Raw genomic sequence first — 12,958 nt, forward strand, 5'->3', positions numbered from 1 at the left:
ATCGTTATCGTATTTGTCATCTGTTTTTTCTTCGCCTTGGGTACGAATGTATTCGCCAGCTCGCCCGTTACAGACTGGGCAGGAGAACAACTGGAGCAGCTGCCCACAGAGCAGGTAGAGAAATATTGGCAGTCACTCATTAATGATTATGGCGGTTTTTTTCCTGAAGGACAGCTGCCCTCCTTCATGGACATGCTCCTTCCTGGAGGAGAAGGACTCAGCCTGAAAAATATATTCAGCGCGATCGGCAGATTCCTGCTCCATGAGATCCTGTTTAACGGAAAGCTGCTGGTCACCATCATTATGCTGAACATTATGAGCATGATTCTAGAAACGCTCCAGACGGCTTTTGAGAAGAGCACGATCAGCAAGGTCGCCTATTCCATCTGTTACATGGTTATCGTCGTCATTTCGATCAACAGCTTCAACGTCGCTATCGGCTATGCAAAGGGTGCCATCGACCAGATGATTGACTTCATGCTTGCGATGATTCCGCTGCTGTTTGCGCTTCTCGCATCCATGGGAAATATCATTACCGTATCGGTGACGCATCCACTGATCGTGTTTATGATTCACACCATCAGTATGGTGATCTATAAGATTGTATTTCCGCTGCTGTTCTTCTCGGCAGTATTGCACCTGGTCAGCTCATTAACTGACAAATTTAAGCTTACTCAGCTTGCGAATCTGCTGCGAATAATCGGCGTGGGGCTGCTCGGTGTGGTCCTGACGATCTTCCTCGGTGTCATATCCGTGCAGGGGGCTACCAGCTCCGTAGCAGATGGCGTGACCATCAGAGCTGCTAAATATGTATCCGGTAATTTCGTTCCTGTTGTGGGGAAGGTGCTCGCCGATGCAACAGATACGGTCATTTCCGCTTCGCTGCTCGTGAAGAACTCGATTGGACTCGCGGGAGTGATCATCATCTTGTTCATATGCGCATTTCCTGCGTTGAAGATACTGACACTGGCACTGATCTATAACGTCGCAGCAGCGATCATGCAGCCACTTGGCAATACACCTATTGTTGGATGCCTCCAAGCGATAGGAAAAAGCTTAATCTATGTATTCGCTGCCCTTGCGGCAGTGAGTCTCATGTTCTTTCTAGCTATCACGATTATGCTGACTGCAGGAAATATGACGGTGATGTTGAGGTGAGAGGATGGAATGGCTCAGCGGCTGGCTCAGGGAATTAATACTGGTGGTGCTTCTCGCCACATTCGTGGATATGCTTCTACCGAACAAATCCATGGAACGATATGTCAAATTAGTGCTGAGTCTGCTTATTCTGCTTACTCTGATTTCACCGATCATCAATTTAATTAACCAGGATTCGAATGAAAGATTAAGTGCCGCCTTAACGGATTGGGGCGGAGGCTCTACAGAGGAGCAGGACATGACACTATCTGAAATTATGGACAAAAGCAGAGAGCTCACACAGCAGCATGAAATGAGTGCCATGGACTGGGCAGCCAATGAGGTTGCGGATCAGATGAAGGCACAGATTGAGCAGGAATCACAGCTGCCCGTAAAGTCGGTTACTGTGCAGCTCGGAGCTCTTGAGAGGTCGGGAAAGAAATCAGGGGAGACCGGGATTACAAGTGTGGAGGTCGCTATTGCTGACACCTATTCAGCGCAACAGGAAGAGCAGCGTCCTCCTGAAGAGACGGATGATGAGCTTGGACCGATCTATATTCAGCCGGTGGAACCAAGTGATATTCAAGTGGATGCATCTGAGACGATGAATGCGGAGGATGACCAAGGAACCACCACAGATGACGAAGCCGTTTCAGCCATGACAATGACAGAGATCAGTCTGATTGAAGAGCTGCTTAAACAGGAATGGGAAGTGAATCCTGAGCGGGTTCGGATTCTTATTCCTTCTACAGATAACCATTTTTGAACTCAGAATGATATAAGCGAGGTGAATATAACATGGGGAAATTAAGAGATCAGTTAAATAAATGGCTTGGATCAGGCGAGGATGGAGCTGCTAAGCGAGGACAAACGTTCCGCTGGTTAATCATTGTCGGGCTGATTGGGGTTGCCATCGTGATCCTTAGCTCCTTTGTTAATGTCAAAGAGATTGAACCAGAGAACGTTGGGCGAGAACCGCCGCAGGAGACCAGTGTACAGTCAGCCTTTGAGTCTTCCGTTAATGAGGCCACCCCTTTTGATACGATCGAAAGATCGTTTGAGGATAAAATGAAAGGAATTCTTGAGCAAATCGTTGGTGTTGGAACGGTGGATATTATGGTGACTATTGACTCTACCGAAGAGATTATCGTTCAGCGTAACATGCAGGACTCCCAGCAAAACACGGAGGAGACCGACGCAAACGGCGGTGAACGAAACATTACCCAATATACACGTAACGGTGAGATTGTGACTTACAATGAATCCGGCGATGAGGTGCCGATCATCACGAAGAAGATCAAGCCTCAGGTGCGAGGGGTACTCGTTGTTGCCAAGGGTGCAGAGAACAAAGTGGTTAAGGACCTTATCGTTGAAGCGGTAGAGAAGGGTCTAAACGTTCCGTCGTACAGAATTTCAGTCGTGCCCAGAAAACAGCAGTAATGCACTAAATTAGTGCCTAATCTTAATCTTGATCCAATGTGGGAGGAATTCAAAAATGAAAAACAAAAGACAAACGATATGGCTCGTATCGATGCTGAGTCTGATGGTTGTTCTATCCGCTTATTATCTATTCACGGATGATTCAGGATCGTCCAATCAGACTGCAGAGTCCGGACAGATGAGTAATGCCGAAGAAGCTTCTGCTCAAAACACACTGGAAGGACTTGTCTTGAACGAAGTTGTAACTGAGGAACCAGCAACAGGCGAGCAAACAGACGAAACAGGAGCACCGGTTAACACTTCGGAAGAACCAGCAGCAACCGGGGAACAAACGGATGCGGCAGCACCAAGCACTGAAGGCACAGGTACAGAGACAGAGGCAGCAACGGAAGAAGCAAAGACAGATGAAGATGTACTGAACCAGCTGGAATCTCAGGATGACCCTAATTCGGCAATCACGGTCTTCGAGAATTATCAATGGGAACGATCTTCAGAGAATAGCAAGCTTTCAAATGAACTGATGGCTGCAGCATCCGATGCGACAAAAACACCGGAAGAAAATGCAAAGGCCTTGGAACAATTGCGTATATTAGAGGAAAAAAATGAGAAAATACTAGGTATTGAGGAACAGCTCTCCCAGCAGTATGCAAACGCTATTGTTCAAGAGGAAGAGGATGAGTACAAAGTGGTTGTGATCAGCGAGAAGCTGGAGGCGATCGATGCTGTAAACATTGTTGATCTGGTCATCAGCGAGCTGGATGTAACACAGGACAAAGTCCGGGTTCAATATGTCAAAGAATAAATAAGCTGCAAGCAAGTTGGGAAGCGCCCAGAATCCCTTAATTCTTGGGCTCTTTCCATTTTTAGTGTTTGTGATATAATACATAAAGTTATGACTGTCCGAGTGAATATGGCAGTATGCCGAAGGAGTGAAAATAACAAATGTTTAAATTAAATGAAATCAAAGAATTAATTAAGGTTATTGACGAGTCTTCCGTACAGGAGCTTGAAATTGAGAATGAAGGGTCCAGACTGACCATTCGTAAACCAGGCAAGACTGAAATTGTCCAAGCAGCGGCTGCGGTCAGTGCTTATCCAGTAACAAGTCAGATTCCGCCTGTACCACAAGCAATCGAAACACCGCCTGCTGCGCCCGTACAGGAACAAGCGACTGCAAACAGCAATTTACATAAAATTGTGTCTCCGATGGTCGGTACGTTCTACTCTGCACCTTCCCCTGAAGCTGGCGTTTTTGTCAATGTTGGCAGCAAGGTTACAGAGAAGTCAACCGTTTGTATTGTGGAAGCGATGAAGCTGATGAATGAAATTGAAGCTGACGTGAAAGGCGAGATTGTAGAAATTCTTGTACAGAATGGACAGCTCGTTGAGTATGGTCAGCCTTTGTTCTTGGTCAAACCGGAGTAAGCTCCTGTTGGTGAAATGACTATAGATAGCAGCTTTTAATAGGTCAATGCTCCAAAGGAGGATATGGTAATCATGAAATTTCAAAAAATATTGGTAGCAAACCGCGGAGAAATCGCCGTTCGGATTATTAGAGCTTGCAGGGAAATGGGTATTGCAACGGTAGCTGTTTACTCAGAACCGGATCGTGACGCACTCCATGTCAGACTTGCAGATGAAGCTTATTGCATCGGACCGACTTTATCCAAGGACAGCTACCTTAACATAACTAATATTATGAGCGTAGCCACATTAACTGAATGTGACGCAATTCACCCTGGCTACGGTTTTTTGGCTGAGAATGCAGATTTTGCGGAGATTTGTGAATCCTGCAATGTTGCCTTTATCGGCCCTTCCGCTGATGCCATCACGAAGATGGGGGACAAAGCGGTAGCCAAACAAACGATGAAGGATGCGGGTGTTCCTGTCATTCCGGGCTCTGATGGTCTCGTGGAGAGTGTCGAAGAAGCAGTTATGATCGCCAGAGATATCGGTTATCCTGTAATTATTAAGGCGACTGCAGGCGGCGGAGGTAAAGGAATCCGAATTGCTGAAGACGAGGAAGATCTTGTGAAGCAGATCGTGGCAGCACAGCAGGAAGCCCAGAAGGCTTTTGGCAACGCTGGTGTCTATCTGGAGAAGTTTTTGACGGGAATGAAGCATGTTGAGATTCAGATCATTGCTGACAAGCATGGACATGCGGTTCATTTAGGGGAGAGAGATTGCTCAATCCAGCGCCGAAGACAGAAGCTTATTGAAGAAGCGCCTTGTCCAGTATTGGACCCAGAAACACGTACGAAGATGGGTGATGCCGCCGTACGTGCAGCACTTGCTGTCGATTACTGTGGAGCGGGTACACTGGAATTTCTCCTCAGCCCGAACGGTGAGTTCTACTTCATGGAGATGAATACACGTATTCAGGTTGAGCATCCGGTCACCGAGATGGTCACAGGGATTGACCTGATTAAGGAAATGATTTCAGTCATTGAAGGAAGCCCGCTCTCCTTTGCACAGGAGGATGTCGTCATTGACGGGTGGTCCATTGAATGCAGAGTCAATGCAGAGGATCCGAGCCGTAACTTCATGCCTGCACCGGGTAAGATTGATTTCTATCTTGCACCGGGTGGACCTGGTGTACGGGTAGACAGCGCAGCATATCAAGGCTACAGCATTCCGCCTTTCTATGATTCCATGATTGCCAAGCTGATCGTGTGGGCACCGACTCGTGATGAAGCGATCGCGAAGATGAAGCGCGCCTTGTCCGAATTTGCTGTAGAGGGCATCCCTACGACGATTCCTTTCCATCAAAGACTGCTTGATCATCCGGCCTTCTCCAAAGGTGACTTTGATATCAAATTCTTAGAGGAAAATGAAATTTAAATTTGGCAAGCTTGTTTGTCATAAAGTCCCTCGAATGCTATAGTATGAATAATAAGTACGCATGTCTTTCTTGTGGACGAGGAAACTTACTATTGAAAGGTGTGTTAAATGAGATGAGCACAGTGCCGACTGAATTTGAGAGAACGGACATTGGCGAGATCCAAATTGCGCCGGAAGTCATTGAAGTCATTGCTGGACTTGCAACCCTTGAGGTTGGCGGCGTGGCTGGCATGAGCGGTGGTTTTGCAGGTGGATTTGCTGAATTGCTAGGACGTAAGAACCTCTCAAAAGGCGTCAAAGTTGAAGTAGGCCAGCGCGAGGCTGCTGTTGATGTTTCTGTAATTATTGAATATGGACATCGTATTCCGGAAGTCGCTTCCGCAATTCAGCAGAATGTTAAGCGCTCGATTGAGAATATGACAGGACTTACGGTCGTCGAAGTAAACGTTCAGATTCACGATGTTCAATTCAAGAATCAAGAGAAGCTTGACGATCAACCTGAGATCAGCCCTCAGCGCGTGAAATAAAATGATCTGAAACTTATAAACCCCCGGCGTCATGCGCCAGGGGTTTAGTCCATCTTTTTTATACTAGTTGTTGATGTTGGGAGGTTGAATACGTTCGTGGCTAAAATACTGGACAGGCTTCTGTTATTTTTATACAGTTTAGTTGTTGGTGTAGTATCTGTAATTATCATCCTCCTGTTTAGCGGACTTGTGCCTGATTTGGATATGTATATTCAGAATGAACAGATGCTCATGGCAGTCATTCTGACTGTGGCGATCATCTTGTTTCTGCTTAGTATCCGTTTCTTCTATATTTCTGTACGTAGGGACCATAACACTTATCCTTCGGTTGATCAGAAGACGGAATATGGGGATATTCAAATATCCATGGAGACGATTGAAAATCTGTGTCTGAAAGCTTCATCCAAATTCCGTGGCGTGCGTGAGGTGAAATCGCGTATCCAGGTCGCCCAGTCTGGTCTTGAAATTACAATCCGTGCTGTAGTTGACGGTGAAAGTTCCATTCCGGAGCTGACAAGCGAGCTTCAAAAGGCAGTACATGATCATGTACAAGACATTACTGGGATTCCGGTAGCAGTCGTATCGGTATACATCGCCAATCTTGTGCAATCACCGAACTATAAGAGCCGAGTGGAATAGAGGTGGTTGATGGATGCCGTGGAAGGAAATCTGGGACAGTTATAAAGGCCGGATTTTAGGCATTGCCGGTGGAATTTTTTTAGGTATTATTTATTTGATGGTTGGTTTTTGGGATATGTTGTTCTTTGCACTCGTGGTGTTTATCGGATATACGCTTGGCAGAAGAAGCGATCAGAAGTTTAGCAACGTCATTCCATGGCGCAGCTGGCTTGACTATCTGCTTAATGTTTGGCGTCCCTTCAAATGAACCCTGTGATATGCTTTTCTTACTCCAAAAAAGAGCTGCAGTCTTCATGCCCGTTTTTGGGAAGAATAGCATAAGCACAGGTTTTTTTGTGTGAAGAATACATTGTAAATCACGGATAGATTAGATATGAAAGCAGGAGGCAGGAAATGAAAAGACGTTTGGCAAGGGAAATCGTGGTTCAAAGTCTGTATCAGATGGAAATGAATGAGGTCGAGGCGAAGGCTGCAGTGGATATGCTGTTTGAGGAAGCTGCAGAAGAAAATGAAGGTGAAGTGGTTATCAAGAATGAGGCGGTAATGCATGCCTATGTGCTAGAGCATGTACGCGGCATCTGGGAGAACAAAGAAGCACTCGACAGTCTGCTGGCTGATTATCTGAAGGGCTGGCAGGTCAGCCGTTTGTCCCGCGTAGACCGCCAAATTCTGAGACTGGCTGCTTACGAGATGTTGTATCGTGAGGACGTCCCTGCCAAGGTAGCGGTAAATGAAGGGATTGAGCTCTCTAAACATTTTGGAACAGATGAGTCTGGGAAATTTGTAAATGGGGTATTAGGAAAAATGATTCAGGATGTTGAAGCTCTGAAGGCTCGTGTTAAATAATAGTGTACGATGATTCTAATGCATAACGATTGTTTATAAAGTTTGGATCCAAGGGAGAGAAGAGACATGACGGCAACAATTATTAGCGGAAAGCAAATTTCAGAAGATATTCGAAATTCGATTACAGAAGAAGTTCAGCAGCTGAAGGCAAAAAATATTGTGCCAGGTCTGGCCGTGGTACTGGTCGGCGAAGATCCTGCATCACAAGTGTATGTTCGCAATAAGGAAAAAGCATGCCATGATTTGGGCTTCTATTCAGAGGTTCACCGTCTACCAAGTGATACAAGTGAAGAGGATCTTCTTGCTCTTGTTGACAAACTGAATCGTCAAATGAGCATTAACGGTATTCTGGTTCAATTGCCTCTTCCGGGTCATATTGATGAGAAGAAAGTAATCAATGCCATTGCGGTTGAAAAAGATGTGGATGGGTTCCATCCTGTCAATGTGGGCAATCTGGTAATTGGGGACGATAGTCTTCTGCCATGTACACCTGCGGGCGTTATTGAGATGATCAAACGTACAGGAATTGAGATTGCAGGCAAGCACGCTGTTGTGATCGGACGCAGTAACATTGTCGGCAAACCGGTATCACTACTCCTTCAGCGTGAGAACGCTACGGTGTCGATGTGTCATTCTCGTACCTCAAATATGAAAGAAATTGCACGTCAGGCTGATATTCTTGTTGTCGCTATTGGACGGGCTAATTTCATCGATGCAAGCTACATCAAGGAAGGTGCCGTTGTTATAGATGTAGGAATGAATCGGCTTGAGAACGGAAAGCTTGCAGGCGATGTGGATTTTGCGAGTGCTAGTGAGGTGTCTGGACCCATTACCCCTGTTCCAGGCGGAGTTGGCCCTATGACAATAACGATGCTGATGCAGAATACGCTGCTGTCCGCTAAGCGTGCTCATGGTCTTGTCTAAAAAGGAGTGATTCCTCTGGCTGAAGAGCGCATTTATTCAATTAAAGATTTGAATCGATATATACGAATGAAGCTGGAATCTGATTCTGTCCTGACAGATGTATGGATTCGTGGTGAAATCTCCAATTTCACACATCATTCCAGCGGGCATATGTACTTTACACTGAAGGATGAAGGCAGCCGGATTAAGTCTATCATGTTTGCGACGCACAATCGCAGGCTGCCCTTCATTCCAAAGGAAGGCGCCCGTGTCATTGCACGGGGCAATGTGTCCGTATATGAACGGGATGGACAATATCAATTCTATGCAACACATATGCAGCCTGACGGGATTGGCAGCCTGTATATGGCATATGAGCAGTTAAAACAGAAGCTGGACGAGGAAGGTTTGTTTGCGGCTGGACGCAAGCGGCCTCTGCCCCGCTATCCTAAATCCATAGGCGTGATTACCTCACCGACTGGAGCGGCAGTGAGAGATATTATTACGACTATCACTCGCCGTTTTCCACTGGCTGAGGTTTATTTATATCCTGTGCTTGTCCAAGGCAAGACGGCCGCACCTTCAATCGTACGTGCACTTGATCTAGTCAATGAGATGGCAGAAGTTGACGTCATCATTGTCGGGCGTGGCGGCGGCTCATTAGAGGAGCTGTGGGCCTTTAACGAAGAAATGGTAGCAAGAGCGATTGCAAGATCCGAAATTCCGGTTATTTCTGCAGTCGGTCATGAGACGGATTTTACGATTGCAGATTTTACCGCAGATGTGAGAGCAGCCACACCGACAGCTGCCGCAGAGCTAGCCGTGCCCCATCAGATGGAGCTGAAGGAACAACTCGCTGGTTATCAGCGTAGGCTGAATCAGAGCTTGATAACAAGAGCCAAGCACAATCGAGATAAGCTTGAACGTTTATCCAAGTCTCCGGTTCTCATGAATCCGCGTAGAAGTCTGGTGCAGCATACGGAAAGGCTGGATCAGCTCCATATGAGGTTAATTAGGGCGATGGATTCTCGCAAAAGGTTTGCAAGAGAGAAGCAGGAACGGATGCGGATCTCACTCGTTCGTTTTAACCCCTCTGCACAGGTGTCTTCCGCGAAGAAGGAGATTTTGTCATACAAGAAACAGCTAGAGACGGCGATGACATCTCTTGTGAAGGTGAGTAGGCAGCAGCTGCACGGAAATATGAGGCATCTCGATGCACTGAGTCCGCTGAAAGTTATGTCAAGAGGCTACAGCCTTGTATATGATGAGCAGGATAAAAAGTTAGTGAAATCAACCAAAGAGGTGGCTCCAGGTGACTTGGTCAAAATTAAACTGGTCGATGGGCAGCTTGCCTGCCAGGTCTGGGAGATAAAGGAGGCAAATGAAGATGGCAAATGAGCAGGAGCTGAATTTTGAAGCTGCGATGGCCGAGCTTGAAGAAGTTGTGAACCAGCTCGAACGGGGAGACGTTCCCCTTGAGCAGGCGATCGAGCTGTTCCAAAGAGGGATGAAACTGTCTCAAATGTGCAACCAGAAGCTCGAACAAGTGGAACGTAAGATAGAAATGATCGTAGAAGAGGATGGAGAGTTTCGAAAGCAGCCTTTTGGAGGTAATGAAGATGAAGGCGGTGTCTCTTTGTGACTAGACCATCCATAGAATTGTATATTCAGGATGTCGCCGACTTGATGGCGCGAGAGCTGAGAACCGTTTTTCCTGAAGCTTGGGATATTCCTGAGCATTTAAAAGAATCGATGCAGTATTCGCTGATGGCCGGAGGAAAGAGACTTCGCCCAGCGCTTGTAATCGCAGCATGTGAAGCATTTGGCGTGGAGCGGGAAGCCGCTCTGCCCGTTGCTGCTGCCGTAGAGATGATACATACGTACTCTTTGATTCACGATGATTTGCCCGCCATGGATAATGACGATTATCGCAGGGGACGTTTGACCAATCATAAGGTATACGGGGAAGCGATGGCTATTCTTGCAGGTGATGCACTCCTCACCCATGCTTTTTACAGCGTGATTCAGGCAGCTCGCAAGTTCAATATTCCATCAGATCGCGTACTCACTATTGTGGAGGAGCTCTCTATTCATGCAGGTGCACGAGGTATGGTCGGAGGACAGGTGGCTGATATGGAGGGCGAGCAGGGGATGACTTCCTTATCACAGCTTGAATACATTCATCTTCATAAGACGGGCGACCTCATCATCTTCTCCCTCATGGCTGGAGGCAGAATTGGAGGGGCAGATGATGTACAGCTGGAGGCGCTTCGTTCGTTCGGCAGAGACCTTGGTCTTGCCTTCCAGATTCAGGATGATATTCTCGATCTAATCGGAGATGAGCAGAAGCTGGGCAAGAAGACACAGAGTGATGTGAACCAGCAAAAAGTAACTTATCCGTTCTTTATAGGTATGGATCAGTCCATGGCTGAGGTGGAGCGGTTAACGTCTTCTGCAAAAGAAGCGCTGATTACGGGACAGATTCCTGATCCATCTCGACTGCTGGAATTGGCGGATTATTTGATGAAGAGAGATCATTAGTCGTCAAGCGAAAGCATAGACATCAATTCACCTCTAACTGGCGAAATTTATGATTTAAAGTGGATTGTGGTATAATGTAGCCTATGACAATAACTAATTTACAAAAAATTATGAAGGAAAGCGGGGGGTTCACGTGCTCCTTCCACAAATTAAGGGACCAAACGATCTGAAAACATTATCTGTGGATGAACTTGTTTCATTATCGGGGGAGATTCGTCAGTTCCTGATAGAAACAATTTCTCGTACAGGAGGGCACCTGGCATCCAATTTGGGAGTGGTAGAGCTTACGATCGCCCTGCACTACGCTTATAATAGCCCTAAGGATAAAATGATATTTGATGTAGGCCACCAGGCTTACGTTCATAAAATATTGACTGGACGTATGGACAAATTTGACACGCTCAAGAAGTATAAGGGTCTGTCAGGTTTTGTTAAGCGTAATGAAAGTGAACATGATGTCTGGGAAGCTGGACACAGCAGTACTTCCTTGTCAGCTGCCATGGGAATGGCTTATGCAAGGGATCTCAAAGGCGAGGACAACAAGGTTATCGCAATTATTGGGGACGGAGCCCTGACTGGCGGTATGGCTTTTGAAGCGTTGAACCATATCGGACATGAACAGAAGAAGCTCATGGTCATTCTGAACGATAATGAGATGTCTATTGCTCCTAACGTTGGAGCTATGCATAACTATTTGAGCAAGATCCGATCGGACAGACATTATTTGAAAGCCAAGGATGAAGTTGAGCTTGTATTGCGTAAGATTCCGGCAATCGGAGGTACACTTGCGAAGTCTGCAGGCCGGCTCAAAGACAGCTTGAAATATATGATGGTTCCGGGTGTATTATTTGAAGAACTAGGCTTTACTTATCTAGGACCGGTTGACGGGCATGATATGTCTAAGCTGATCGAGACCTTCAGACAGGCGGACAATGTCAATGGCCCGGTATTCGTTCACGTTCTGACCACCAAAGGCAAGGGATATAAACCGGCTGAGGCCGATTCCTTCAAATGGCACGGTATTTCGCCGTATAAGATCGAATCAGGACAAGTGCTTAAATCCGTAGGCAATCCCATGTATACCGACGTATTTGGAGAAACACTCATTGAGCTCGCTAGAGAAGATGAGCGGATCGTCGCTGTTACTCCGGCCATGCCGGGAGGTTCAGGACTCATTCCATTCAGCAAGGAATTCCCTGAACGGATGGTTGATGTTGGGATCGCGGAACAGCATGCAGCAACGATGTGTGCAGCGCTGGCAATGGAAGGATTAAAGCCGGTATTTGCAGTTTACTCGACCTTCATGCAGCGTGCATATGATCAGATCGTCCATGATATTTGCCGACATAATGCGAATGTGATGTTTGCAATTGATCGGGCTGGCTTTGTCGGCTCGGATGGCGAAACGCACCAAGGTGTTTATGATGTGGCGTTCTTACGTCATATTCCAAATATCGTGGTGATGATGCCGAAGGATGAGAATGAGCTGAGACATATGATGAAGACAGCGCTGGATTATAATGAGGGTCCAATTGCTTATCGATATCCAAGACTGAATGGATTGGGTGTACCGCTTGATCCAGAGCTGAAGTCCATTCCGATTGGTTCGTGGGAGACTCTGCGGCAAGGGGAGAATTACGCGATCATTGCAGCTGGACCTATGATTCCAATTGCGGAAGAAGCGGCAGAGCTGCTGAAACGTGAGGGAATGCAGGTAAGTGTCATTAATGCCAGATTCTTTAAACCACTGGATCAAGAGATGCTGGTATCCTTACATGCGAACGACACGAAAATGATCGTGCTGGAAGAAGCATCTGCAGCGGGGAGCCTCGGAAGCAGTATTCTTGAATTCTATTCAGAAGCAGGGCTGTACGACACCAAGATTCACATCATGGGAATCCCGGATGAGTTCATCGAGCACGGAAGTGTCAAGGAGCAGCGTGAGGAAGTGGGGCTTACGGTACAGGCGGTTATTGAAGAGATGCGGAAGCTGAAGCTTGAGTTCGCCTATGATCTTCCAAAGACCAGCACACCTTCATGATGAATGTGTTTCCGTAAAAATTTAGAAGATGAAATGATATAAA

At 46.6% G+C, this 12,958-nt stretch carries 15 protein-coding genes; all 15 read left to right on the plus strand.

The genetic code is table 11. The annotated features are described in order from the left end of the window. The first annotated feature begins 36 nt into the window (after positions 1-36). The 15 genes from spoIIIAE to dxs all read left to right on the plus strand — a co-directional run bounded on the left by spoIIIAE (position 37) and on the right by dxs (position 12,915). Positions 37-1,158, plus strand: a complete 1,122-nt coding sequence (spoIIIAE, locus tag BLW49_RS06490) for a stage III sporulation protein AE (RefSeq protein ID WP_238546327.1) — start codon at positions 37-39, stop codon at positions 1,156-1,158. Between the two features lie 4 nt (positions 1,159-1,162). Next, positions 1,163-1,903 (plus strand): stage III sporulation protein AF, encoded by a 741-nt coding sequence (gene spoIIIAF / locus BLW49_RS06495; protein ID WP_076313094.1) that lies wholly within the window; start codon positions 1,163-1,165, stop codon positions 1,901-1,903. A gap of 32 nt (positions 1,904-1,935) precedes the next feature. Next, positions 1,936-2,577, plus strand: coding sequence for a stage III sporulation protein AG (spoIIIAG, locus tag BLW49_RS06500; protein WP_090723898.1), 642 nt, complete (start codon positions 1,936-1,938; stop codon positions 2,575-2,577). A gap of 55 nt (positions 2,578-2,632) precedes the next feature. Beyond that, positions 2,633-3,379, plus strand: coding sequence for a SpoIIIAH-like family protein (locus BLW49_RS06505; protein ID WP_090723900.1), 747 nt, complete (start codon positions 2,633-2,635; stop codon positions 3,377-3,379). A 140-nt stretch (positions 3,380-3,519) separates the two neighbouring features. Beyond that, positions 3,520-4,002, plus strand: coding sequence for an acetyl-CoA carboxylase biotin carboxyl carrier protein (accB, locus tag BLW49_RS06510; protein ID WP_090723901.1), 483 nt, complete (start codon positions 3,520-3,522; stop codon positions 4,000-4,002). A gap of 72 nt (positions 4,003-4,074) precedes the next feature. After that, positions 4,075-5,418 carry an acetyl-CoA carboxylase biotin carboxylase subunit gene (gene accC, locus BLW49_RS06515; RefSeq protein WP_047911051.1) on the plus strand — a complete coding sequence of 448 codons (1,344 nt, stop codon included), beginning with the start codon at positions 4,075-4,077 and terminating at the stop codon, positions 5,416-5,418. A gap of 113 nt (positions 5,419-5,531) precedes the next feature. Next, the gene (locus BLW49_RS06520; protein WP_047911245.1) at positions 5,532-5,945 is read left to right on the plus strand and encodes an Asp23/Gls24 family envelope stress response protein; all 414 of its coding nucleotides are present in this window, start codon (positions 5,532-5,534) and stop codon (positions 5,943-5,945) included. Between the two features lie 96 nt (positions 5,946-6,041). After that, complete coding sequence (gene amaP, locus BLW49_RS06525) at positions 6,042-6,584, plus strand: alkaline shock response membrane anchor protein AmaP (protein ID WP_047911052.1); 543 nt, start codon at positions 6,042-6,044, stop codon at positions 6,582-6,584. 13 nt (positions 6,585-6,597) lie between these two features. Further along, complete coding sequence (locus BLW49_RS06530) at positions 6,598-6,831, plus strand: DUF2273 domain-containing protein (protein ID WP_047911053.1); 234 nt, start codon at positions 6,598-6,600, stop codon at positions 6,829-6,831. Between the two features lie 146 nt (positions 6,832-6,977). After that, the gene (gene nusB / locus BLW49_RS06535) at positions 6,978-7,430 is read left to right on the plus strand and encodes a transcription antitermination factor NusB (RefSeq protein WP_076313090.1); all 453 of its coding nucleotides are present in this window, start codon (positions 6,978-6,980) and stop codon (positions 7,428-7,430) included. Between the two features lie 66 nt (positions 7,431-7,496). Further along, positions 7,497-8,354, plus strand: coding sequence for a bifunctional methylenetetrahydrofolate dehydrogenase/methenyltetrahydrofolate cyclohydrolase FolD (folD, locus tag BLW49_RS06540; protein ID WP_076313089.1), 858 nt, complete (start codon positions 7,497-7,499; stop codon positions 8,352-8,354). Between the two features lie 66 nt (positions 8,355-8,420). Beyond that, the gene (gene xseA / locus BLW49_RS06545; protein ID WP_371264537.1) at positions 8,421-9,731 is read left to right on the plus strand and encodes an exodeoxyribonuclease VII large subunit; all 1,311 of its coding nucleotides are present in this window, start codon (positions 8,421-8,423) and stop codon (positions 9,729-9,731) included. Continuing rightward, complete coding sequence (xseB, locus tag BLW49_RS06550; RefSeq protein ID WP_047911056.1) at positions 9,721-9,975, plus strand: exodeoxyribonuclease VII small subunit; 255 nt, start codon at positions 9,721-9,723, stop codon at positions 9,973-9,975. Before xseA ends, xseB begins: the two co-directional genes overlap by 11 nt. After that, complete coding sequence (locus BLW49_RS06555) at positions 9,972-10,874, plus strand: polyprenyl synthetase family protein (RefSeq protein WP_371264538.1); 903 nt, start codon at positions 9,972-9,974, stop codon at positions 10,872-10,874. The genes xseB and BLW49_RS06555 overlap by 4 nt, the downstream gene beginning before the upstream one ends. A gap of 133 nt (positions 10,875-11,007) precedes the next feature. Next, positions 11,008-12,915, plus strand: coding sequence for a 1-deoxy-D-xylulose-5-phosphate synthase (gene dxs, locus BLW49_RS06560; protein ID WP_047911058.1), 1,908 nt, complete (start codon positions 11,008-11,010; stop codon positions 12,913-12,915). Positions 12,916-12,958: the final 43 nt, after the last annotated feature.

Source organism: Paenibacillus sp. PDC88 (assembly GCF_900106725.1).
In the GTDB taxonomy this organism is placed as follows: Bacteria; Bacillota; Bacilli; order Paenibacillales; family Paenibacillaceae; genus Paenibacillus; species Paenibacillus shunpengii.